At 54.8% G+C, this 23966-nt stretch carries 21 protein-coding genes and 1 tRNA gene; 15 read left to right on the forward strand and 7 right to left on the reverse strand.

Annotated features, from left to right (window positions below; genetic code table 11):
• From QZ197_RS05560 to QZ197_RS05570, 3 genes are all read right to left on the reverse strand, one after another.
• A partial coding sequence (locus QZ197_RS05560; RefSeq protein WP_296430882.1) for a hypothetical protein occupies nt 1–1095 on the reverse strand: 1095 nt, incomplete at its 3' end.
• Nucleotides 1096–1120: 25 nt separating this feature from the next.
• Nucleotides 1121–2398 (reverse strand): site-specific integrase, encoded by a 1278-nt coding sequence (locus QZ197_RS05565; RefSeq protein WP_296430883.1) that lies wholly within the window; start codon nt 2396–2398, stop codon nt 1121–1123.
• A 186-nt stretch (nt 2399–2584) separates the two neighbouring features.
• Nucleotides 2585–2670: transfer RNA gene (locus tag QZ197_RS05570), tRNA-Leu, on the reverse strand.
• A 151-nt stretch (nt 2671–2821) separates the two neighbouring features.
• On the opposite strand from QZ197_RS05570, the gene QZ197_RS05575 reads away from it, so the two are divergent.
• Entirely contained in the window at nt 2822–3802 is a 981-nt protein-coding gene (locus tag QZ197_RS05575; protein WP_296430884.1) for a complex I NDUFA9 subunit family protein, read from the forward strand.
• Here the strand turns inward: QZ197_RS05575 and QZ197_RS05580 are convergent.
• Entirely contained in the window at nt 3799–4602 is an 804-nt protein-coding gene (locus tag QZ197_RS05580; protein WP_296430885.1) for an undecaprenyl-diphosphate phosphatase, read from the reverse strand. The genes QZ197_RS05575 and QZ197_RS05580 overlap by 4 nt on opposite strands.
• Nucleotides 4603–4820: 218 nt before the next feature.
• Here QZ197_RS05580 and QZ197_RS05585 point away from each other — a divergent pair, with 218 nt between their 5' ends.
• The 7 genes from QZ197_RS05585 (at nt 4821) to QZ197_RS05615 (ending at nt 15425) form a co-directional block, all read left to right on the forward strand.
• A complete protein-coding gene (locus QZ197_RS05585) occupies nt 4821–6248 on the forward strand; it encodes an NAD(P)-dependent oxidoreductase (RefSeq protein ID WP_296430886.1) in 1428 nt (475 codons plus the stop codon).
• A 102-nt stretch (nt 6249–6350) separates the two neighbouring features.
• Nucleotides 6351–7019, forward strand: coding sequence for a hypothetical protein (locus tag QZ197_RS05590; protein ID WP_296430887.1), 669 nt, complete (start codon nt 6351–6353; stop codon nt 7017–7019).
• Between the two features lie 61 nt (nt 7020–7080).
• Nucleotides 7081–11613: a glutamate synthase large subunit gene (gltB, locus tag QZ197_RS05595; RefSeq protein ID WP_296430889.1), complete on the forward strand. Its 4533-nt coding sequence runs from the start codon at nt 7081–7083 to the stop codon at nt 11611–11613.
• A gap of 83 nt (nt 11614–11696) precedes the next feature.
• Nucleotides 11697–12461 carry a monofunctional biosynthetic peptidoglycan transglycosylase gene (gene mtgA, locus QZ197_RS05600; protein ID WP_296430891.1) on the forward strand — a complete coding sequence of 255 codons (765 nt, stop codon included), beginning with the start codon at nt 11697–11699 and terminating at the stop codon, nt 12459–12461.
• A 61-nt stretch (nt 12462–12522) separates the two neighbouring features.
• A complete protein-coding gene (locus QZ197_RS05605; protein WP_296430892.1) occupies nt 12523–13188 on the forward strand; it encodes a glutathione S-transferase family protein in 666 nt (221 codons plus the stop codon).
• Between the two features lie 57 nt (nt 13189–13245).
• The gene (gene queG / locus QZ197_RS05610) at nt 13246–14280 is read left to right on the forward strand and encodes a tRNA epoxyqueuosine(34) reductase QueG (RefSeq protein ID WP_296430893.1); all 1035 of its coding nucleotides are present in this window, start codon (nt 13246–13248) and stop codon (nt 14278–14280) included.
• Entirely contained in the window at nt 14277–15425 is a 1149-nt protein-coding gene (locus tag QZ197_RS05615) for a PQQ-dependent sugar dehydrogenase (protein ID WP_296430894.1), read from the forward strand. The genes queG and QZ197_RS05615 overlap by 4 nt, the downstream gene beginning before the upstream one ends.
• On the opposite strand, the gene QZ197_RS05620 is transcribed toward QZ197_RS05615, so the two are convergent.
• Complete coding sequence (locus QZ197_RS05620) at nt 15422–16411, reverse strand: fatty acid desaturase (RefSeq protein ID WP_296430895.1); 990 nt, start codon at nt 16409–16411, stop codon at nt 15422–15424. The two genes, QZ197_RS05615 and QZ197_RS05620, sit on opposite strands and share 4 nt — an antisense overlap.
• 143 nt (nt 16412–16554) lie before the next feature.
• On the opposite strand from QZ197_RS05620, the gene QZ197_RS05625 reads away from it, so the two are divergent.
• The gene (locus tag QZ197_RS05625) at nt 16555–17475 is read left to right on the forward strand and encodes a DMT family transporter (RefSeq protein WP_296430896.1); all 921 of its coding nucleotides are present in this window, start codon (nt 16555–16557) and stop codon (nt 17473–17475) included.
• On the opposite strand, the gene QZ197_RS05630 is transcribed toward QZ197_RS05625, so the two are convergent.
• Both QZ197_RS05630 and QZ197_RS05635 read right to left on the reverse strand, forming a co-directional pair.
• Nucleotides 17476–18030 (reverse strand): hypothetical protein, encoded by a 555-nt coding sequence (locus QZ197_RS05630; protein WP_296430897.1) that lies wholly within the window; start codon nt 18028–18030, stop codon nt 17476–17478.
• Between the two features lie 376 nt (nt 18031–18406).
• The gene (locus QZ197_RS05635; RefSeq protein ID WP_296430898.1) at nt 18407–19276 is read right to left on the reverse strand and encodes a branched-chain amino acid aminotransferase; all 870 of its coding nucleotides are present in this window, start codon (nt 19274–19276) and stop codon (nt 18407–18409) included.
• A 147-nt stretch (nt 19277–19423) separates the two neighbouring features.
• Here QZ197_RS05635 and QZ197_RS05640 point away from each other — a divergent pair, with 147 nt between their 5' ends.
• The 6 genes from QZ197_RS05640 to dxs all read left to right on the forward strand — a co-directional run.
• On the forward strand, nt 19424–19930 hold the full coding sequence (locus QZ197_RS05640; RefSeq protein WP_296430900.1) for a MarR family transcriptional regulator: 507 nt from the start codon (nt 19424–19426) through the stop codon (nt 19928–19930).
• Nucleotides 19927–20628 carry a response regulator gene (locus tag QZ197_RS05645; RefSeq protein WP_296430901.1) on the forward strand — a complete coding sequence of 234 codons (702 nt, stop codon included), beginning with the start codon at nt 19927–19929 and terminating at the stop codon, nt 20626–20628. Before QZ197_RS05640 ends, QZ197_RS05645 begins: the two co-directional genes overlap by 4 nt.
• Nucleotides 20629–20717: 89 nt before the next feature.
• A complete protein-coding gene (locus QZ197_RS05650) occupies nt 20718–21641 on the forward strand; it encodes a histone deacetylase family protein (protein WP_296430902.1) in 924 nt (307 codons plus the stop codon).
• On the forward strand, nt 21638–21871 hold the full coding sequence (locus QZ197_RS05655) for an exodeoxyribonuclease VII small subunit (protein WP_296430903.1): 234 nt from the start codon (nt 21638–21640) through the stop codon (nt 21869–21871). The genes QZ197_RS05650 and QZ197_RS05655 overlap by 4 nt, the downstream gene beginning before the upstream one ends.
• Nucleotides 21864–22769 carry a polyprenyl synthetase family protein gene (locus tag QZ197_RS05660; RefSeq protein ID WP_296430904.1) on the forward strand — a complete coding sequence of 302 codons (906 nt, stop codon included), beginning with the start codon at nt 21864–21866 and terminating at the stop codon, nt 22767–22769. Before QZ197_RS05655 ends, QZ197_RS05660 begins: the two co-directional genes overlap by 8 nt.
• Nucleotides 22770–22781: 12 nt before the next feature.
• The coding region (dxs, locus tag QZ197_RS05665) for a 1-deoxy-D-xylulose-5-phosphate synthase (protein WP_296430905.1) at nt 22782–23966 on the forward strand (1185 nt) is incomplete at its 3' end.

Consider the following 23966-nt stretch of genomic DNA (forward strand, 5'->3'; position numbering starts at 1 on the left):
CATGCCAATCCCTGAGGTCATCAGCGGGAAGATCACCGGGTGCTTCTTCGCGATGGCTCCTAGGATGTCGTTGAGGCTGATCCTTGACGGAATATACTTGCGAGCGCCCTTGGGTAATCTTCTGGGAAGCCCCGTACTGTTGATGATCGCTTGCATCACCTTCTTGATGCCTGGGCGACAGGTCTTTGGGATGCCATACTCGGACAGGTCGTAGAGATCCCCTGAGGGTACGTGGTCTTGTGCTTGTGCTTGAGCATACAACAGCAAGATGCTCATCTGCCCGTAGTCTAACTCAACACAGCAATCACCTTCGATGATGATATGCTCCTGGCGTTCATCTGAGGACATTTTCTGCCAGAACCCCCCGTAGAACCTGCCGCCTTGGGCAAAGTCAGAGTTGTTGAAGATGCGGCGGAGGCGGCGTTGTGATGGGTCCACTTGTGAGAGACTGCAGGCGATATCTGCACCCTGCAGCCATGCATTGATGTCGGTCACCTGCCGACGCAGGGTGAGTGTCGCCTCATCATCCTCATAGTCTTGATACGCGGCGATGCTGTTTGCGTGACGCTTGGGGGCTCGTAGGATCACCACTTCCTCTTCCGCAGCCTGGCCCAGATCATCTCGGGTGATGCCGAAGTGTTTTATGCGTGATAGCAGCTTTGGTCCTGCTCTGAGTATGGTTTGTCGGCCACCTGCAAAGATCAGGTTGAGGTCATCATCGACAATTTTGAAGGTGCTGTGGCCTTTGTCGACAACAATGAAGTCCATCTCGGCGGCAACCATGATCTTCAGGATGTCTGGAAGGGTTTTGCCCAGAGCTGTGCCCTTGTACCGTGATTTTGCTCTGAGGACTTTATTGCTCAGCGGGAGGTGAACGCTGTCATGATGGGGCTCAAGCTCTACAGCACACAGGTCACACAGGATGGCTTCAACTGTCCGCTCATAGGTTGCCTGGTCAGCGGGTCTGCGCGCACGCTTGCGTGTCTGATGGAAAGCTTCATAGCCGTTCATTTGTGTTTGGACTTCTGCGATGAGCGCCATCGACTTATCGGTTTTTGCGCGCAGGAACGGGTTGAATGCACGGGCTTTGTTCATGTTTTTAATATCCAGGAAATATCCTTCACCATACCCTATTCATATGCTCCCGCATGACCTCCAAGGCATAGCCTGAGCCATAGTTGGCAGCGACGGTGTTGGTGCTGTGCCCGAGGATCGCCAGGGAGATGGCCTCAGGACAGCCAGTATTGCGCAGCTTGTCCTTCATCCGGTGGCGGAGCGAGTGCATGGTGATCTTTTTGTCTGTGATGACTGTACGGAGCCGCTTCATCAGCATGGCGGAGGCTTTGTCGTTGCCACGGGGTTGGGCATAGGCGGGAAAGATGGGGTCGGTCTCCGCGAGCCCAACCTGCTGCTGTCTGAGGCACTCTGTGGCTCTGTGTGACAGCGGGATGCTGCGGGTAGAGGTTTTTGTCTTGAGGCCACGGCGGTCATTGGGCCGGATGTGGAGAATGGCTTTGCTGAGGTCCACATCCTTGGCTTCCAGCCCCGTGATCTCGGCCAAGCGGGCTCCGGTGTCTGTCAGTAAGAGCAGAAGGCTGCTGGCAACGTCACTGCTGGCAAAGGCAGGTGTGATCAGATCGAGTTGCTCATCCGTGATGGGAAGTCGATCGGTATTGCTGCTTCCCGCCCCCTTGATCTTGATCGCTTGGAAGACGTTGCGAAGGTCCAGGTCGTGCTCCAGTAGGACGTGATTGATGGCCGCCTTCACCACCCCAAGGTTCCGCTGCACAGAGTTGGGTGACATGCGTGAGAGTAGAAGGTCACGGTATGCATTTGCATCTGCCCGCGTCAGGTCTTTGAGCTCGGTCCACTCAAAGCGGTTCTTGCCAAGGCAGAGGATCAGGTCTTTGCGGATACGGTCAATTCTTGTCCGCAATCCGTTATTACTCTCCTCCGCCTTGTAGGCATAGTATTCTTCCAAGACCCGAGAGAGCGACATCGGTGCCGCCTTGGAGCTTGCTGCCCTGATTTGCCTCACCACACCGGTTGGTACGGCGTGCTCCACATCCTCGGCTAACTCCCGGAAGTCGTCGAACTCGGGCCACTCAGGATCGACGGCTCCATCTATGAACATGGCTTGGTACCGTTCGCCCAGCCGTTCCCGGACAAGTGCTTTTGCCCGTTGCTCATCAGTGGTGCGGCGCTCGAGATCAAAGAGAGCCTCGATCTCGGCATGGACCTTGGGCAGAGCCCTAAGTGCATCTTGGTAGGTATTCCCCAACTGGCGGTACACAGTGGCCTTAGGAATCACCGTCCGCAGGTCTTTGGGGACATTCCGTTTATAGCGGAACGATCCATTCGCTCGCCGGAACATGTAGCGTGGGAGCTTCAGTGGCATTGTCTGGTCCATGCTGAGTAATCTCAGCCGGAGGATCACCAGGTGCAACCTAAAACGGCCCGCCAGACCTGACAATCTACAGCTCAAAACTGACGAAAGTGGTCCTGAAAGCGGTCCCGAAAATGGTCCCACAAAACCCAAAACCCCAGGTTCTCTTTACTTTTCTTAGTGATATAGGGGGTTTGGTGGTGCCCAGGAGAGGACTCGAACCTCCACGTCCATACAGACACCAGCACCTGAAGCTGGCGCGTCTACCATTCCGCCACCTGGGCAGGTCACGTTCCGGCGATTTACGCGCGGTTTGCTGTACTGTCAACGCTTAACGCAGACAAATGCGAGCCTCTGCTTTGAATCCTGTGATTGCGCCTTGTCCAAGGCCTGCCGCACAGTTAAACCAAGCGCGTAGATTGAAGAGGCCCCCAGATGTCCAAGCTTGTCACGATTTTCGGCGGTTCCGGTTTTGTCGGACGCTATATCGCCCGCCGTATGGCGAAAGAAGGCTGGCGTGTGCGCGTCGCGGTCCGCAATGTAAACGAAGCGATGTTTGTGCGCCCCTATGGTGCAGTTGGACAGGTCGAACCGGTTTTCTGCAATATCCGCGATGATGATAGCGTTGCTGCCGTGACAAACGGTGCAGATGCGGTTGTGAACTGCGTTGGTGTACTGGACGAGACTGGCAAGAATACCTTTGCCGCTGTTCAGGCCGAAGGTGCGGCGCGTATCGCGCGTATTGCCGCGGCGCATGGTGTAAGCCGGATGATCCACATCTCGGCCATTGGTGCGAACTCGGATGCAGACAGCGCTTATTCACGCACCAAAGCTGCAGGCGAAGCGGGTGTGTTGGAGCATATGCCAAACGCGGTGATCCTACGCCCTTCAATCATTTTTGGTTCCGAAGACCAGTTCTTTAACCGCTTCGCTGGAATGAGCCGCCTTGGCCCGATCTTGCCAGTGATCGGTGCTGATACAAAGTTTCAGCCGGTTTATGTTGATGATGTTGCTGCCGCTGCAGTGCAAGCAGTTGTGGGTAAGGCTCCTGCCGGCGTGTACGAATTGGGCGGCCCTGATGTGCATAGCTTCCGTGAATTGATGCAACTGATGCTGGGTGTTATTCGCCGTCGTCGTTTGATCGTGAACACGCCATTCTGGATGGCGCGCATCATGGCCTCTGCTTTTGTAATTGGTCGGATGTTGTCGTTTGGTCTGGTCAAAGGACCAGTAACAAAGGATCAAGTCGCCAATCTTTCTATTGATAACGTCGTGTCGGAAGATGCACAGGGGTTTGACGCTCTGGGCATACACCCGACCGCGATGGAGGCTGTATTGCCTGATTATCTGTGGCGTTTCCGTCCGTCCGGTCAGTACGACGCAATCAAAGAATCTGCGAAGAACCTGAAAGCCTAAGTGTAGGCGATCCAAAGTAGAACGACCCCAAGCGCGATCCGGTAGATCACGTAGGGTGTGTAGCTGACGGATTTGAGTAGTCGCATCATCAGTGTCAGCGCGAACAAAGCCGCCACAAATGACATTGCCATAACGATGCCAATATCGCGCAGCGCGCCTGCATCTGCTGTCCCGATCACATCAAGTCCCAACAAGCTAGCCGAGGCGATGATTGTGGGGATCGACATCAGCATCGACAAACGCGCCGCATCGGTTCTTGTGTAGCCAAGCATGCGTCCGGCGGTAATTGTGATGCCCGAGCGTGATGTGCCAGGGATCAGGGCCAGCGTTTGCCACAGCCCCATTTTGAAGGCATCTTTCAGCGTCCAGCCTTCTGCTGTGTGCGTTGTCGGGCCTTTTTGGTCTGCCCAATACAGGACGATCCCAAAGACGATCATCGCCCAGCCAATCACAGCAATCCCGCGCATTGCGTCTGATAGCCCCGTTACTTTCAGGATCAGTCCCACAATGATTACAGGGACCGTTGCGATCAAAAGGCACAGCGCCAGAAACGCACCTTTGGTGTCAACTTTGCCGCGCATCAGGCGCAACGTTCCGGCAACTGCCAGCCTGACGTCCGACCAGAAATAGAGAACGACCGCGCTTAGTGTGCCAAGATGTGCGGCGACATCGATAACTTGCCCTTGGTCGGCCAGCCCTGTCAGAGACGGCAATAGGATCAAATGCCCAGACGACGAGACCGGAAGAAACTCGGTGACGCCTTGGATCAGGGCAATAAGCAGCAAATTGAATGTGGTCATGTGTCCGGACTTTGATTCGTTTGCTTCAACCTAACCATCTAGGATATTGGGGAAAGAGTGGATATAGGTCACATATCGGACCTAATAACTGTCAATATGAATGGCGATAGATGGTCGAAGGCGCAACTTTCTTCAATATAGGTCAGCATTGCTGCCTTTTCATTCTTGTGGAGCTGTTTTAAAAGGCATTTCGCTGCTGATTTTCGGGAGGATGGCACATGGCTGGCCAAAAGATGTTGAAGTTCACCAATGTTGAACGCGAGATGCCTGAAAAGCGTCCGCCAAATCTACGCAAAGAAGACTTTGGCGAGATTTACGCAGAGTACGCACGCGACAAAGCCGCAGAGCAAGCCAGCCGTTGCAGCCAATGTGGTGTGCCATATTGCCAGACCCATTGCCCGCTGCACAATAACATCCCTGATTGGCTACGCCTGACTGCCGAAGGCCGTTTGGAAGAGGCCTATGACCTCAGCCAAGCGACAAACACGTTCCCCGAGATTTGTGGCCGTATCTGCCCGCAGGACCGCCTGTGCGAAGGCAATTGCGTCATTGAGCAATCCGGTCACGGCACAGTCACGATCGGATCTGTCGAGAAATACCTCACAGACACCGCATTTGAACAGGGGTGGGTTAAACCGATCCGCCCGCATGCAGAGCGTGGCGAAAGCGTTGGCATCATTGGTGCCGGTCCGGGTGGCTTGGCTGCAGCTGATATGCTGCGCCGTCAGGGTGTGCAGGTCACGGTTTATGACCGCTATGATCGCGGTGGCGGTTTGATGACTTACGGCATTCCGGGCTTTAAGCTGGAAAAAGACATCGTCATGAAGCGTATGGCGCAGTTGGAAGACGGCGGCGTGCAGTTCGTGTTGAATTGTAACGTCGGCGATGACCTGTCGTTTGATGCGATCCGTGGCAAACATGATGCTGTGTTGATCGCGACCGGTGTTTACAAAACCCGTGATCTGCCCGACGCAAAGGCAGACGGTATCGTTGATGCGATTGATTATTTGACCGCCAGCAACCGCAAGAGCTTTGGTGATGATGTGCCAGAGTTTGATAGCGGTGAACTGAACGCAGAAGGCAAACGCATTGTTGTCATCGGTGGTGGCGACACAGCGATGGACTGTGTGCGCACTGCGACGCGTCAGGGTGCCGAAAGCGTGAAATGCCTTTACCGCCGCGATAAAGCAAACATGCCTGGATCAATGCGCGAAGTGCAAAATGCCGAAGAAGAAGGTGTTGAATTTGTGTGGTTGTCCGCCCCTGACGGGTTCGAAGGCGATCCTGTCACAGGTGTAAAAGTCCAAAAGATGCGTCTTGGCGCACCAGATGCGACCGGCCGTCAAGCACCCGAGGTTATCGTGGGTGCCGACTATGTCGAAGGTGCCGATCTGGTGATCAAGGCGCTGGGCTTTGAGCCAGAGGACCTGCCGACGCTTTGGGGTGTCGAAGGTTTGGAAGTGACGCGTTGGGGCACCATCAAAGCTGACTTTGGCACAGGCGCAACCAGCCTTGATGGTGTGTTTGCTGCTGGTGATATTGTGCGCGGTGCGTCGCTTGTTGTTTGGGCAATCCGGGACGGACGTGACTGTGCTGCGGCGATGCTGGACTATCTCGGTCAAGCCGCAGATGTGGCTGCCGAATAATGATCGCAACACTGTCGGCAAAACGTCGGATTTGCGTCGGGCAATTTGCCCGACCGCTTTGACGGCTATGTCAACTGTAGTGACCTAAAAGGAAAAGACATGATGAAATCTTGGATGCTCCTCTCCGCTTTGGTGGCGGCAGCCCCGGTGGCCGCCCAGCAAAGCTTTGCAGCCCCCGAAGGATGTACAGCGACATTGACCGTGCAGCACAAAGGCTGCGTCATGATCAATGTCTGGCAGTGTGATGCCGACAACGAAGGTGACCAATGGATCGCGCTTTTGACCCAAGCAGGTGTCTTTAGCATCCAAAAGATCGACCATGAATTCCAGTGGGTCGAAGCCTATAAGATCACTGGCAACGAAACCCTTGTCACGCCTGTCGAAGACCCTGCGTCGCTGACCGAATTGTTTGAAACACAGCTTGATACATGGGACTTCACCCTCGAAACAGAAGACGGCATCGAGCGGAATGTCGGCTTTGATATGCTGACAGGTGAAACCACTGTTATTGATGGCGAAACATTACTAAATACCGAATTCCAAGGCCGCACTCTTGATGCCGACGGCAACGAGATCGACGCAGGCAGCGGACGTCAGTTTGTCAGTGACAAGCACCGTTTGTTTTTCTTTGGCTTGGCTTGGGATGATACAAGTCCAGACGACATCATCGACATGTCCCCGGTCGAGTTTATCTACCCTGGCGAGCCCGGCTTCTTCTCGGACAGCCCAAAGTTTGAATGCAATGTGATTGAATCCGGCTACCAGCCGTAACCGTTACAACCACCAGAATTTAAGCCCGCCCCCGTGTGGTGGCCCTTTGAAAGGAACGACAATGACAACTTATGACCAGACTTGGGTTGCGGCAGAAGAAGCCAAGCGTCAGTGGATGGCTGAAAACGGCCTGTATAAACATGACGACGAACATGCGTCCTGCGGTGTGGGCCTTGTGGTTGCGATTGACGGCACCCCTTCGCGCGGTGTTGTTGAAAAGGGTATTAATGCGCTGAAAGCCGTCTGGCACCGCGGCGCTGTCGATGCGGATGGTAAGACAGGCGATGGCGCTGGTATCCACGTCCAGATTCCTGTCGCATTCTTCGAGGATCAAATCCGTCGCACAGGACACGAGCCAAAAGAAGTCGAAATGATTGCGGTCGGTCAGGTATTCTTGCCGCGCACGGATTTCGCCGCCCAAGAACGCTGCCGCACGATTGTTGAATCCGAAGTGCTGCGCATGGGTCACTATATCTATGGGTGGCGCCATGTGCCGGTAAACACCGAAGTGCTGGGTGAAAAAGCCAACGCCACCCGCCCCGAGATCGAGCAAATCCTGATCCGTTGTGAAAAAGACATTGATCAAGAGCAGTTCGAGCGTGAACTCTACATTATCCGCCGCAGGATTGAAAAAGCTGCGACTGCTGCCGGTATTGCTGGCATCTATATTTGTTCGCTCTCTTGCCGCTCGATCATCTACAAGGGCATGATGCTGGCCGAACAAGTGGCCGAATTCTATCCAGACCTGATGGATGCCCGTTTCGAAAGCGCGTTTGCGATTTATCACCAGCGCTATTCTACGAACACGTTCCCGCAGTGGTCGCTGGCGCAGCCGTTCCGCATGTTGGCCCATAATGGCGAAATCAACACGCTTAAGGGCAACGTGAACTGGATGCGCAGCCATGAAATCCGCATGGCGTCGAACGCATTTGGTGACAAAGCCGAAGACATCAAGCCGATTATCCCGTCAGGCGCATCGGATTCGTCCGCGTTAGACTCTGTTTTCGAAGTATTGGTTCGCGCTGGCCGCAACGCACCTATGGCGAAAACCATGATGGTGCCAGAAGCATGGTCACAGCAAGCCGTTGAAATGCCCCAAGCGTGGCAGGATATGTACGGATACTGCAACGCCGTGATGGAACCGTGGGACGGCCCCGCAGCACTTGCGATGACAGATGGTCGCTGGGTTTGTGGTGGCTTGGACCGCAACGGTCTGCGTCCTTTGCGGTATGTCGTGACAGGTGACGGCCTGCTGGTTGCTGGTTCCGAGGTTGGCATGGTGCCGATTGACGAAGCGACCGTCGTTGAAAAAGGCGCACTTGGCCCCGGTCAGATGATTGCTGTCGATATGCAAGACGGCCGTTTGTACCACGACAAAGAACTCAAAGATAAGCTCGCCGCTGCGCAGCCCTTTAGCGAATGGGTCGAAAAGGTCGTTGATCTGAATGCTATCATGCGCGATGTTCCGGAAAAGGCTTTGTTTGAAGGCGCTGATTTGCGCAAGCGTCAGGTAGCAGCAGGCTACAGCATCGAAGAGCTGGAGCAAGTTCTGGCCCCGATGGCCGAAGACGGCAAGGAAATGATCGCGTCAATGGGCGATGATACACCCTCTGCCGTGCTTTCTAAGATGTACCGGCCATTGTCACATTTCTTCCGCCAGAACTTCTCTCAGGTGACAAACCCACCGATTGACAGTTTGCGTGAAAGCCGCGTGATGTCGCTCAAGACGCGTTTCGGGAACCTTAAAAACGTGCTGGACGAGGATTCGTCGCAGACCGAGATCCTGCAACTGGCCAGCCCTTTTGTTGGAAACGCTGAATTTGACGAAATGGTACGCCAGTTTGGTGACAGCGTCGCGTTTATCGATTGTACGTTCGAGGTTGGTCGCGGTGCGATGAACGCGGGTCTGGAACGTATCCGTTCCGAGGCCGAAGATGCCGTGCGTTCTGGTGCCGGACACATCGTATTGACAGATCAGCATCAGTCTGAGGATCGCCTGCCGATGCCGATGATCTTGGCAACCTCTGCTGTGCATTCCGGTTTGACCAAAAAGGGTTTGCGGACCTTCTGTTCGATCAACGTCCGTTCGGCTGAATGTATTGATCCACATTATTTTGCCGTTCTGATCGGCTGTGGTGCGACGACTGTGAACGCTTATCTTGCTCAAGATTCCATTGCTGATCGCCTGCGCCGTGGTCTGGTCGATGGCACATTGACTGAAGCGATGAACCGGTACCGCGCCGCGATTGATGCGGGTCTTCTCAAGATCATGTCGAAGATGGGGATTTCGGTTCTGTCATCCTATCGTGGTGGTCTGAACTTTGAGGCGGTAGGCCTGTCCCGCGCGATGGTTGCCGAATACTTCCCTGGTATGCATTCGCGTATTTCCGGCATTGGCACGTCTGGTATTCAAACCAAGCTTGAAGAAGTCCACGCGCGCGGCTGGAAAGGCGGCACTGACGTGTTGCCGATCGGTGGGTTCTATAAATCCCGTCGCTCCGGTGAAAAGCACGCATGGGAAGCGCAAACAATGCACATGTTGCAAGCGGCATGTAACAACGCCAGCTATGCGATGTGGCAGCAGTATTCGAAATCAATGCAGTCGAACCCGCCAATTCACTTGCGCGATCTGCTGGCGATCAAGCCACTTGGCACTGCAATTCCGATTGAAGAAGTCGAAAGCATCACCGCGATCCGCAAACGCTTTGTGACACCCGGTATGTCGCTTGGTGCCCTGTCGCCAGAGGCACACAAAACGCTGAACGTCGCGATGAACCGCATTGGCGCAAAGTCCGACAGCGGTGAAGGCGGCGAAGATCCGGCGCACTTCCATCCTGAACCCAATGGCGACAACCCATCAGCGAAGATCAAGCAGGTTGCGTCAGGTCGCTTTGGTGTGACTGCCGAATATCTGAACGCCTGCGAAGAGCTTGAGATTAAAGTCGCCCAAGGTGCCAAGCCCGGCGAAGGTGGCCAGTTGCCCGGTATGAAGGTCACAGACCTGATCGCCCGTCTGCGCCACTCGACCAAAGGCGTGACGCTGATTTCACCGCCGCCGCACCACGATATCTACTCGATCGAGGATCTGGCCCAGCTGATCTATGACCTCAAGCAGATCAACCCGCGTTGTAAGGTGACAGTTAAGCTGGTGTCATCGTCCGGTGTGGGCACGATTGCGGCTGGTGTGGCTAAGGCCAAGGCTGATGTGATCCTGATTTCGGGTCACAATGGCGGCACTGGCGCTTCGCCTGCGACATCAATCAAATACGCAGGTTTGCCGTGGGAAATGGGCCTGACCGAAGCCCATCAGGTGCTTGCGATGAACAATCTACGCGAGCGGATCACGCTGCGCACAGATGGTGGCCTGCGCACGGGTCGTGACATTGTCATGGCCGCGATGATGGGTGCCGAAGAATACGGTATCGGCACCGCCGCCTTGATCGCGATGGGTTGTATTATGGTCCGTCAGTGTCAGTCGAACACCTGCCCCGTTGGTGTGTGTACGCAAGACGACGCGCTGCGCGAAAAGTTCACGGGTAATGCCGAAAAGGTTGTGAACCTGATCACGTTCTATGCGACCGAGGTGCGCGAAATCCTTGCGTCGATTGGTGCGCGGTCCTTGGATGATGTGATCGGCCGTGCTGATTTGCTGACCCAAGTATCACGCGGGTCGGCGCATCTGGATGATCTGGATCTAAATCCGCTTTTGATCACCGTCGATGGCGCAAACAAGATCACCTATGATCGTAACCGTCCGCGCAATGCTGTGGATGACACACTGGACGCGCAGATTGTTCAGGATGCCGCACGTTTCTTGAATGACGGCGAGAAGATGCAGTTGGATTACGCGGTGCAGAACACGTTGCGTACCATCGGCACACGGACCTCTAGCCATATTGTCCAGCAATTCGGGATGCGCAATGCGTTGCAGCCCGATCACCTGACAGTGAAACTGCGTGGGTCTGCGGGGCAGTCTTTGGGTGCTTTTGCAGCTCCGGGATTGAAGCTTGAGGTGTCAGGCGATGCTAATGACTACGTCGGCAAGGGTCTATCTGGCGGCACGATCGTCGTGCGGCCACCAATGGTCAGCCCGCTTGTGGCATCCGAGAATACCATCATCGGAAACACGGTGCTTTACGGCGCAACGGCAGGTTATCTGTTTGCGGCTGGTCGCGCGGGCGAGCGTTTCGCGGTGCGGAACTCTGGCGCGCATGTTGTGATTGAGGGCTGCGGCACAAACGGTTGCGAATATATGACCGGTGGTGTGGCGGTGATCCTTGGGACGATTGGCGCAAACTTTGGGGCCGGTATGACCGGCGGGATGTCCTATATTTATGATCCCAAAGGTGAAGCGGGTGATCTGATCAACATGGAAACGCTGGTGACATGCCCCGTGACAGTGGCGCATTGGGAGGACCAGTTGAAAGGTCTGATCGCGCGGCATGCGACAGAGACAGGTAGCCGCAAGGCCGCCGATATCTTGCAACATTGGGACATGGAAAAAGGGAACTTTTTGCAGATTTGCCCCAAAGAAATGCTGATCCATCTGCCGCAACCGCTAACGGTTGAAGAAACCGCTATTCCTGCGGAATAAATGACACGCCCTCGCACCTTATCGCGTGCGAGGGCGGTTCATCTTCTTGACCTGTTAACCCATGGTATGGCTTATGGTCTGTGATGGCCCAGACGAGCACAGCAAATAAACGCACGGCGAAAAAGCCGGCACCCAAGAAGAAACCTGCGAAGAAAACCGAAAAGCTGGGGCCGATTTCACGGCTGCGCCGGTTTATCCGCAGAGTGTTTCTTTGGGGTTTTTTGGCCATCTTTGGGTTCATTTTTTTGTGGACCTTGCTTTACGCGGTGATCAATCCGCCTACGACGCCCTACATGCGATCCGAGGCGCACAGGTTGGTTAATATCAAACACGATTGGGTCCCGATGGAGGATATCGCCCCGGTTATGGCCCGCTCTGCTGTTGCGGCTGAGGATGCGAATTTCTGTCTGCATTGGGGGCTGGACGTGAACGCGATCCGCGATGCTGTTGATGCCGGGCGCGGCGGGGCCTCGACGATTTCGCAGCAAGTCGTCAAAAATGTGTTCCTTTGGCATGGGCGTAGTTGGTCGCGCAAAGCGATTGAGGCGGTTTGGACGCCATTGACCGAAGCCGTTTGGTCGAAAAGGCGTATTGTTGAGATTTACCTAAACGTTGCAGAATTTGATGAAGGTGTGTTTGGTGTGCAGGCAGCAGCCCGTCACTATTTCGGCGTTGATGCTGCGAATCTGACCTCGCTACAGTCAGCACGACTGGCCGCGATTTTGCCTGCGCCCAAGAACCGCTCAGCTTCAAACCCAAGTTCTTTTACGCGTAGCCGGACGGCATCAATTATCAGCGGTGCGGCCACCATTGCCGCAGATGGTCGCGCAGATTGTTTTGAACGCTGACGCCCATTGATCAGGGCGGCTGCATGCTGCATTGAAGAGGTAGTCCATGAATGAGCGCCCGATGAACACCCTGTACCATTACCCGTTGTCCCCGTTTTCGCGCAAAGTGCGCCTGTCTTTGGGCGAGAAAAAGATCGAAGTCGCGTTGGTCGAAGAACGCTATTGGGAAAAAGATCCAGAGTTTATGCGCCGCAATCCTGCAGGCAAAGTTCCGGTCCTGAAGATGGCTGGCCGCACGATGACGGACAGCACCGCGATCTGTGAGTATCTGGAAGAAGTGCACCCAACGCCCGCGCTGTTGCCCCAAGGCGCTGAAGCGCGCTATGAGGCGCGCCGTTTGGTGGGGTGGTTTGATGACAAGTTTTTTCATGAAGTCACCGCCAAATTGACTGGCGAGCGGGTCTACCGCAAAATTATGGGAACCGGCTATCCTGACAGCACGAATGTCAAAGCGGGTGCCAAGGCGATCAAATACCATCTGGATTATCTGGCCAGCTTGTTGGAGCATCGCCGTTGGATCGCGGGCAATGAAATGACGCTGGCGGATTTTGCAGCGGCCGCGCAGTTGTCTTGTTTGGATTATACCAGTGACGTGGATTGGAACCGACATGAGGTTCTGAAAGATTGGTATGCCAAGATTAAATCGCGGCCAGCGTTCCGGTCGATTTTAGCCGATGAGGTGCCTGGTTTTCAGCCGGCTGCGCATTATGCTGATCTGGATTTTTAAGGGGGCCAGCCCCCGTCCCGTTGGGACTCCCCCGAGGTATTTCGGAACAGATGAACTATGAAGGCGCGTTTGGTATCTTTCGCGACCGAAGCAGGATTTGCCAAGGTTGGAATTTGTAGGCCGGATGTGTTGCCGGAATTGCCTGACCGGTTGGCTGCTTTTGTTGATGAAGGCATGCACGGTCAGATGGGGTGGATGGCAGAACGCATGCATTGGCGGGCCAATCCTGCCGCCCTTTGGCCAGAAGCCAAGTCAGTTATTATGTTGGCCGAACCTTACACGCCTGAGCATGATCCATTAGCTGTTTTGCAAGAGCCTGACCGCGCAGCGATCAGTGTTTATGCGCAGAATAAGGACTACCATGATATCGTTAAGAAACGTCTGAAGAAGGTTGGTCGTTGGCTGATCGAGCAAGTCCCAGATGCGCAAATCAAAGTTTTTGTTGATACCGCCCCTGTGATGGAAAAGCCGTTAGCGCAGGCTGCTGGTTTGGGTTGGCAGGGGAAGCACACCAATCTGCTTTCGCGTGATTTGGGAAACTGGTTTTTCTTGGGTGCGATCTTTACGACTGTGGATTTGGAGCCTGATGAGACGGATGTGAGCCATTGCGGGTCATGTACAGCTTGTTTGGATATCTGTCCGACGGGGGCGTTTCCGGCGCCTTACCGCCTAGATGCGCGGCGTTGTATCTCGTATTTGACGATCGAGCATAAGGGTCCAGTTGACCTCGAATTGCGTGCGCGGATGGGTAACCGGATCTATGGGTGTGATGATTGTTTAGCAGTCTGCCCTTGGAATAAGTTCGCCAAATCGGGCCGTGATGCGCGGCTTGCGGCGCGTGATGATCTGCTTGCGCCGCCATTGGCTGAATTGGCAACTTTGGATGATGCTGTGTTCCGCGCACGGTTTTCAGGATCGCCGATCAAGCGCATTGGCCGCGACCGTTTTGTCCGCAATGTCGCCTATGCCATTGGCAATTCAGGTGATCCCGCGCTGATCGCGGCGGTTTCACCTTTGGTTGATGATCCTGATCCAGCAGTGGCCGACGCAGCGCGTTGGGCTATCTTGAGGTTAAAGGAGACACAGCCATGATCCGAATTCTTGCCTTGATGATGTTGCCAATGGCCGCCAACGCGCAGGTCGCGCAAGGACGTGCCAACGCTGATTTTACCCCTGCATTTGCCCAGCAGGTTCGCGCACCAGCTTTGCCCCAGACGTCCGTGACGGTAACGGTTTTCGCCGAGGGCCTTGATAGCCCTTGGGGGATAGCGCCCCTTGGTCTGGGTCAGTTTTTGGTGACAGAGCGGTCTGGTTCTTTGCGTCTGGTCAGTGCGGATGGCAGTGTGAGCCGCGCACTGTCTGGTTTGCCTGATGTGGCGGCGCAAGGGCAGGGTGGCTTATTAGATGTGGCGGCCTCGCCTGGTTTTGCCACTGACCGCACGATATTCTGGACTTACGCCAAGTCTGTGCGCGGTGGTCTTGTGACTGCGGCTGCGCGCGGTACTTTGATGACTGATGGGCAGTTGACCGAGGTCACAGATATCTTTGTGCAGGATAACCCTGCTCGCAATGGTCGCCATTTTGGCAGTCGTATCATTCCAATGCCGGATGGCACGGTCTGGATCACGACTGGTGATCGTGGCGCGGGTGACGGTGGCGGGTTGGTGCAGGACATCAACACGACCCACGGCAAGGTTATTCGCGTAAATGCTGATGGATCTGTGCCTGCGGACAATCCGTTTGTTGGGCGCGACGGCAATGATCTGGTGTGGTCCTTGGGGCATCGTAATATCCAAGGTGCTGCGATTGGGCCATACGGTCTTTGGACGATTGAACACGGGCCGCGCGGCGGTGATGAGTTGAACCGACCGCAGGCTGGCCTGAACTATGGCTGGCCTGTTGTCAGCTACGGCATCAATTATCGTGGGTCAGATATTGGTGAAGGCGTGTCAAGCGGGCCGGACTTTCAGGAACCCGTGTACTATTGGGATCCGGTCATCGCCCCTGGCGGGATGATGTTCTACGATGGTCCTTTTGCTGATTGGCAGGGTGATCTTTTGATTGCTTCGCTGAATCCCGGTGCTCTTGTGCGGCTTAAACTGCTTGACGGGTTGGTCGTCGGCGAAGAGCGGATGCTGACCGATGCAGGCCGCATCCGCGATGTCGAAGTGTTGGATAATGGCGCAGTGCTTGTCCTGCTGGATGCAGGCGAAATCCTGCGTGTGATGCCGAATTAAGCAGCCAGCTTGCGTGCCGCCGCGAATGACACAAGGCGGCGCGATTTTTCGTCCCAAAGGTTCAGGCCAGCGCATTTGATGCTTTGCCCGATCGTCATGCGGCTGACCTCAACCAGTTCGTTGTGATCGCGAAGAACTTCGGTCAGGCGATAGAACGGGATCCGGCTGTAAAGGTGGTGCACGTGGTGGATGCCTATGTTGGCTGTGAACCAGCGCAGAACGGGCGGCAGATCATAGTGTGAACTGCCGTGCAGCGCTGCATCGTGCAGCTGCCAATCGTCTTTGACGTCCCACTGTGTCGTCTCAAATTGGTGCTGGACGTAGAACAACCAGACCCCGATTGAGGCGGCAATCAATGTTGTCGGCAGGAAGACAAGGAACAACGCCTGCAAGCCGCCAAAGTATACAATGATCCCGAGGGCTGCGACGATTGCGGCATTGGTGCCCATCGCACTGATCCAGTACTTGCGCCCCTCAAGCCCGACAGGCAGGCGGTTTTGCAGCATAAAGATATAAGTCGGACCAAGTCCGAACATCACAAGCGGATGGCGGTATGCGCGATACAGTAGCCGTCCAAACGGCGTGCGCTGGTGGTATTCTTCGACCGTGAGGGTCATCACATCGCCGATGCCGCGTTGGTCCAGATCGCCCGCGTGGCTGTGGTGGATGGAATGCGTGCGCCGCCAAACATCATAAGGCGTGAGGGTTACAACGCCCAAAGCGCGACCTACCCAGTCGCTGACATTGCGATTGCCATAAAAAGACCCGTGGCCGCAATCATGTTGGATGCAGAATAAACGCAATAAAAACAGCCCGTTCGCCGCAGAGATCGCAAACGCAGCCCAGTAGCTGTATTGAGCGACCCAACAGGCCAATACCCAAAGCACGACAAACGGGACAAGACTGATTGCGAGTTCGAAACTGCTGCGTAGATTGCTAGGTTCGCGGTATTTTGCCAGTATTTGAACCCAATCACGGGGAGTCATATTTGCGGGGCTCTCATTTGTGTCTGGCATAGATCTCTTCTTATTCTGGTTGCGTTTTCGATACCCTAACGTCAGCTTTAAGCAAGCAAAAAGCCGATCTCCATTTCAAACTGTGTCCAGCTGTGACGCAAAAAAGGACCACTATGCAGCCGCTTCGGGGTATTATTTTCAAGGTTATGTCGGTGTGTATGTTCATGGGCATGGCCAGTTTGGTCAAAGCGGCCTCTGCGGATGTGCCGCCCGGACAGGCGGTTTTCTTCCGATCGTTCTTTGCGTTGCCGATCATTCTGGGGTGGCTGGCGATCAGGCACGAGCTGCGCAATGGCTGGAAAACCAAGAATCCGCTGGGGCATTTCTGGCGTGGTTTGGTCGGGACGTCGGCGATGGGTTTAGGCTTTACCGGTCTTGGCTTGTTGCCCCTGCCAGAGGTCACTGCGATTGGCTATGCCGCTCCGTTGTTGGTCGTCGTTTTCGCCGCGATGTTCCTAAACGAGGATGTGCGCGCGTTCCGTTTGTCGGCGGTTGCTTTGGGTATGGTTGGTGTTTTGATTGTGTTGTCGCCGCGTCTATCGGTGGGCGCGTCGCTGAATTCATCCGAAACACTGGGCGCGATTGTTGTGCTGATGGGTGCAGTTTTGGCGGCGTTGGCGCAGGTTTTTGTGCGCAAGCTGGTGGCAACAGAAAGCACCGCCGCGATCGTGTTTTGGTTCACGATCACATCGTCAATTATGGCCCTGTTCACTTTGCCGTGGGGGTGGGTGGTGCCGTCGTGGCAAATTGCTCTCATGCTCGTGATGGCAGGATTTCTTGGTGGGATTGGCCAGATTTTCCTGACCTCCAGTTACCGTTATGCCGAAGCATCACTGGTCGCGCCGTTTGATTATACGTCGATGATGCTCGCGCTTTTGATTGGTTATTTCATCTTTGACGAAGTGCCGACCGGTACAATGTTGATTGGCGCGGGGATCGTAATCTTTGCAGGCGTTTTGATCATTTGGCGGGAACGCAAGTTGGGACTGCAACGTGCGCAACAGCGCAAAGCAACGGGCAACGTTGGCAACTGATTATTCTTTGACGATTCCGATCTTTCTGAGAAGATCTTTTGCCTTATCTACACGGCGCTGAATTCCGGGGGCGGTGTCTGGCACTTGCAGGCCGAGATCCGCATAGATTGGCCAAAGATGCGGTGCGTCATCAGGGGATAGGCGGCTTGGGACTTGTGCCGGGACGCCACCTTTGGGTTGCAGCAGTTCCTTTGGGATTTGGAATGGCAAAGTTCCGCGCGGATGCACCAGCATCTTTTGGTTCAGTCGGGTTAGGATGCGTGGGTGCACATCGACCGGCTCGACCTTGAGATTATGCGTTCGGAAAAACCCCGTGTCCCAATTGACCAGAACCAACGCAAAAATATGCGCAGGACCGGGCCGCAGGGTCAGCGGTTGGGGATTGTCGACATGAAAGACAGGGTTGCTGCGATAGAACGCATGGGCGGCAATTGCAAAATCACATTCGGGTTGGCTTAGCATCCAGTAGATCAACCCGTTGTGGGCATCACTGCGCGTGCGCCGGATCGTGTCCAGCCATAAATCCTGCGGTGCATCGCGTAAAACGCGACGCAAGACGACCTCGCTGTCGGAGATTTTCGCACGATTAGTATTCGGCGGCGCGTTTTGATTGTCGGGAGAGACCATAATATTCGAAAATCGTGCTTTTGTTACCAACTACATAACCACTATCCCATTTAATCAGGACATAACTTTGTTGGAACATGCCTTGTTGCAGTTTAATTTGTTGCAAATTTACGGACAATCCAAACGGAAAGCGAGTTACGATTTCTAAATAAGAGACAATCATCCTGTGGTTGGGCTGGGTTGGTCTGGCGAACATTGTCGTTTTGGGTCACGCAATTTGGCCGCGCGTTGTCTTGGCAAGCGTTGGTGAAATGCAAAGAGGGCGCAAAAGCGCCCCCCCTGAAGTAATTGATCTATTTAGGTATTATGCGCGAACAAGCTTTTCGTAGTCTGCTGAAATCTCGCGTGTGATTGCGCCTACTTCAAAATTATAGTCGCCGATTTGACCGACTGGTGTGACTTCGGCGGCGGTGCCTGTCAGCCAGCACTGTTCGAATCCCTCAAGCTCTTCTGGCATGATGATCCGCTCGTTCACGGTGATACCCTTGTCGCGCAGCATGCCGATGACAGTTTGGCGGGTGAGGCCATTCAGGAAAGCGTCTGCAATCGGTGTGTGTACTTCGCCGTCTTTAACAAAGAAGATATTGGCACCTGTCGCCTCGGCCACATAACCGCGATAGTCGAACATCATTGCGTCCGAACAGCCTTTTGCTTCCGCAGCGTGCTTGGACATCGTGGCGATCATGTAAAGGCCGGCTGCCTTGGCTTGCGAAGGCGCCGTTTCAGGGCTGGGCCGCTTCCATTTCGCGATATCGAGCTTGGCACCCTTCATCTTTGCATCGCCATAATAGTTGCCCCATTCCCAAACGGCGACCGCCATATGAACAGGATTGCGGGCTGATGCGACGCCCATGTCCTGACCTGCGCCACGCCATGCAACCGCACGAACGTAAGCGTCGGTCAGGCCATTTGCCTCGAGCGCTGCTTGCTTGGCGGCTTCGATTTCATCAACGGAATATGGGACGTCAAAATCAATCAGTTTGCCTGAATTGATCAAGCGCTGGGAATGCTCGCGGGATTTGAAAATCTTGCCAGAGTAGCAACGCTCGCCCTCGAACACGGAGGACGCGTAGTGCATGGCGTGGGTCAGGATGTGCACATTGGCGTCGCGCCAGTCGACCAATTGGCCGTCCATCCAGATTTTTCCGTCTCTATCGTCGTATGCTCCAGCCATGTCAGCCTCTCCCAGAATTTGCATTTGTTACCCGCATAGGTCCGTTTCGGACATAATGTTGCGCAGTTTCTACGATTTGGTAATAGTTGATTCTTGGAATGTCAACAAAGCTGACGTATTATGGTTTGAGTTGAGGGAGGATCAGGGATGAGTGACGGGTTGCAGCCGCAGACGGGACAGAGCCTTCTGTTCCTGACGGACGAGCAGTTGCGCAAAGGCATTGAGGCGATGTTTTTTGCTTATCGCGGCTTTACGGCTGATCCCGACCGTATTCTTACGGATAAATCTTATGGCCGTGCCCACCACCGCGCGATCCATTTTATCCACCGCAGCCCTAGCACCACCGTGAATAATCTGTTGTCGATCCTTGGCGTTACAAAACAATCGCTTAATCGTGTGTTGCGTACTTTGATCGAAGACGGTTTGGTGGCCAGCACTGTGGGTCAGCGCGACAAACGTGAACGCCATTTGCATTTGACACCGGCTGGTGCGGCATTGGAACGTGAGTTGTCGGATGCGCAACGCGACCGGATGCGCGCGGCTTACCGCGCGGCTGGACCTGCTGCAGTTGCTGGATTTCGGCAAGTGCTTGAGGCAATGATGGATGAAGAGACCCGCCACCATTATGAGGCGATGAAGGATAGACCCGAATGAAAGCTGATGATGCGCACCTGCTGATCGTTGATGACGATGAGCGTATTCGTGGTCTGTTACAGAAGTTCCTGATGCGATCAGGCTTTCTGGTGACGACTGCCCGCGATTCTGCCCATGCGCGGCGTATTCTGTCGGGACTGGAATTTGATTTGATCGTGTTGGACGTGATGATGCCAGGTGAAGACGGCATGTCGCTTTGCCGCGATCTGCGCAAAACCATCACTACGCCGATTATGTTGCTGACCGCCAAAGGCGGCACAGATGATCGGATCACCGGCCTAGAAGCAGGAGCAGATGATTACCTGCCCAAACCGTTCGAGCCCAAAGAACTGTTGCTGCGTATCAATGCGATCCTCCGCCGTGTTCCAGCGGCAGAGCCTGCTATCGTTTTGCCAAAAGTTCTGAACATGGGACCAGTGAAGTATGACATCGAACGCGGCGAGATGTGGCGCGGGGAAGAATTGGTGCGCCTGACATCGACCGAAAGCCAATTGATGCGCATATTCTCTGGTTGTCCCGGCGAAGCAGTGACGCGCATGCGTTTAGTCGAAGAGTTAAGCCGTTCTGGTGGCCAAACCCAAGAACGTGCCGTTGATGTGCAGATCACAAGGTTGCGCCGCAAGATCGAGGTGGACCCAAAACAGCCCCGTTATTTGCAGACAGTCCGGGGCGCTGGGTATATGTTGGCACCCGAGTAAGCGCTCCGCGCGCCTTTTATGCCTCTGGCAGAGGTATTTTTGAACAGAAGAAGGTTGTGCGCGTGCCCTGAAACGGGTTCTTTGGGCGTATGACAACAGCTTTGATTACACATGAAGATTGCTTTGATCACGTGACCCCTCCGGGTCATCCAGAGCAGGTTGCGCGGCTTGATGCTGTGCTAGGTGCCCTTGAAGGGTTTGATTTGCTGCGCGTCAAAGCGCCGCTTGCCGCAGAGGATGATCTGCTGCGCGCCCATCCCAAAGCCCATATTGAAGCGATCCGTGCGGCTGCCCCCGATGAAGGTTGGCGGTCGCTGGATGCAGATACGCATATGTCTGTGGGAACTTTGAAGGCGGCATACCGTGCCGCTGGCGGTGTTGTGCGCGCTGTTGATATGGTGCTGGGCGGTGAGGCCGCGAACGCGTTTGCTGCTGTGCGCCCACCGGGGCATCACGCGGAACGTCAAACTGCTATGGGGTTTTGCTTTTTTGGCAATGTGGTTGTTGGGGCCAAACACGCGCTGGATCATCATGGGCTTGACCGTGTCGCGATTGTTGACTTCGACGTCCATCACGGGAATGGCACACAAGATCTGGTCGAAGATGACCCGCGTATTTTGTTCTGTTCCACCCATCAGTCGCCGCTTTATCCAGGCACCGGCGCTGCCCACGAGGTTGGCGTTGATAATGTCTTGAACGTGCCTTTGCCTGAAGGCACCGGATCAACGGCATTTCGCGATGTGATGGAGCGGGTGGTTTTGCCACGTATTGATGCATTTGCCCCGCAACTGGTCATTATCTCTGCTGGATTTGATGCTCATATGGCTGATCCGTTGGCGGGTATGAATTTAACGACGGATGATTTTGCTTGGGTTACCGAAAAGCTATGTGATGTAGCAGACCGCCATTGTCATGGGCGGGTGGTATCAAGTCTTGAAGGTGGGTATGACCTTGAGGCGCTGGGCGCATCTGCTGCTGCCCATGTCAAAGTATTAGAGGAAAGAGGCCGATGAGCGACGTGAAAAAGATGAGCTTTGAAGATGCGATCAAAGAACTGGAAACAGTTGTGGGTCAGTTGGAACGCGGTGATGTGGCATTGGACGAAAGCATTGCACTTTATGAACGTGGTGCTGCGTTGAAAGCCCGTTGCGAAGCCAAGCTGAAAGAAGCCGAAGAAAAGGTCGCCAAGATTACTTTGGGTGAGGGCGGCGTCCCAACAGGGACTGCGCCGCTTGATGGCTGATGCGGGCACATATCGTTTAGCAGCACTGGCGCGACGCCCGTTGAAAGACGCGCTTGCCCATGCCGCCGAAGTGGCGCAAGCGCGCATTGGTTTTGCCTTGTCTGGTCTGCAAGGTCCGGTGCCGGATGCCATGCTTTATGCGGTGTCGGGCGGTAAAGCGCTGCGTGCTTTCTTGGTGTTGGAAACTGCGCGCTTGCACCAGATTAATCCCGTGGCTGCTGCTGGTGCTGCGGCTGCGATTGAGTGTTTGCATGCCTATTCTTTGGTTCATGATGACATGCCTTGCATGGATAATGACGCCCTGCGCCGTGGTCTGCCGACCGTCCACAAAAAGTGGGACGAAGCCACAGCCGTTTTAGCTGGTGACGGCTTACAAGCTTTGGCGTTTGAATTGCTGGTACAATCCGAATGTGCGCCACGTGCCAAGTTGAATTTGTTAATGTCGCTCGCCAATGCGTCTGGCATTCGCGGCATGGTCGGCGGGCAGGCGGCGGATATTGCCGCCGAAACTGCAGCGACCCCACTTGACCTTGATCAGATCATTGCTCTGCAAGCAGGCAAGACCGGCGCTCTGATTTCATGGTCTGCCCTTGTTGGGCCGCGCATGGCCGAGCAAGAACGTGAACCGCTGTCGATTTATGGCCGCGCCCTTGGTTTGGCCTTTCAGATTGCTGATGATGTCTTGGATATCACAGGTAATGCATCTGTTGTCGGAAAGGCCGTGGGCAAGGATCAGGCGGCTGGAAAGGCCACATTTGTGTCCTTGCTGGGTCTTGATGGGGCGAAAAGTCGCGCGGCTGATCTGGTACAAGAGGCCTGTGATGCGCTATCCCCCTACGGTGACGACGCAGAGACGTTGAGAGAAGCCGCACGTTTTGTGATCGCGCGCACGCATTAAGAAGGGTCGCTTATGTCTGACCAACCGAACACGCCGATCCTTGATCGTGTGAATACGCCCGCCGATATGAAAGGCATGTCTGACGTCGAATTACGTCAGCTTGCCAACGAATTGCGCACCGAGACGATCGCAGCCGTGTCGCAGACAGGTGGTCATTTGGGCGCGGGCCTAGGTGTTGTTGAAATAACAGTCGCTCTGCACGCTGTTTTTGATGCGCCAAAAGACAAGATTATCTGGGATGTGTCCCACCAATGTTATCCGCATAAGATTCTGACAGGGCGGCGTGATCGCATCCGCACCCTACGCACCGAGGGCGGTCTGAGCGGTTTTACCAAGCGGTCGGAAAGTCCTTATGATCCGTTTGGCGCGGCCCACTCCAGTACCTCGATTTCGGCGGCACTTGGCTTTGCAGTTGCCCGTGATCTCGGCGGCGAAGGTGGTGATGCGATTGCGGTGATCGGTGACGGGGCTTTGTCCGCTGGCATGGCATACGAGGCGATGAATAATGCGGGTCATTTGGGCAAGCGTTTGATTGTGATCTTGAACGACAACGAGATGTCGATTGCACCGCCAACAGGTGCAATGTCATCGTATCTGTCGCGCCTTTATGCGGGCGAGCCGTTTCAAGAATTCAAAGCCGCTGCCAAGGGTGCAGTCTCACTGTTGCCCGAGCCCTTCCGCGAAGGGGCCAAACGCGCCAAGGATATGCTCAAGCACATGACCGTCGGCGGCACGCTGTTTGAAGAGCTGGGCTTTTCCTACCTCGGCCCCATCGACGGCCACGATATGGAACAACTGCTGTCGGTATTGCGCACGGTGAAAGCCCGCGCTGACGGGCCGATCATGATCCATGCGATTACCAAAAAGGGCAAAGGCTATGCTCCGGCAGAGCGCGCGGACGATAAGGGTCATGCGACTGCCAAGTTCGATGTGATTACCGGCGTGCAGAAAAAAGCGCCCAGCAATGCGCCGTCCTATACTTCTGTTTTTTCGGAAACGCTTTGTAAACTCGCTGCCGCTGATAGCAAGATTTGTGCGGTGACTGCCGCCATGCCTGATGGCACTGGGCTGGCAAAATTCATGGAACGCTACACCAGTCGCTGCTTTGATGTTGGCATTGCCGAACAGCATGCGGTAACCTTTAGCGCCGGTCTGGCTGCTGGCGGAATGCGTCCGTTTTGCGCACTTTATTCAACG

The sequence above is a fragment of the Yoonia sp. genome (genome assembly GCF_017854415.1).
Classification (GTDB): Bacteria; Pseudomonadota; Alphaproteobacteria; order Rhodobacterales; family Rhodobacteraceae; genus Yoonia.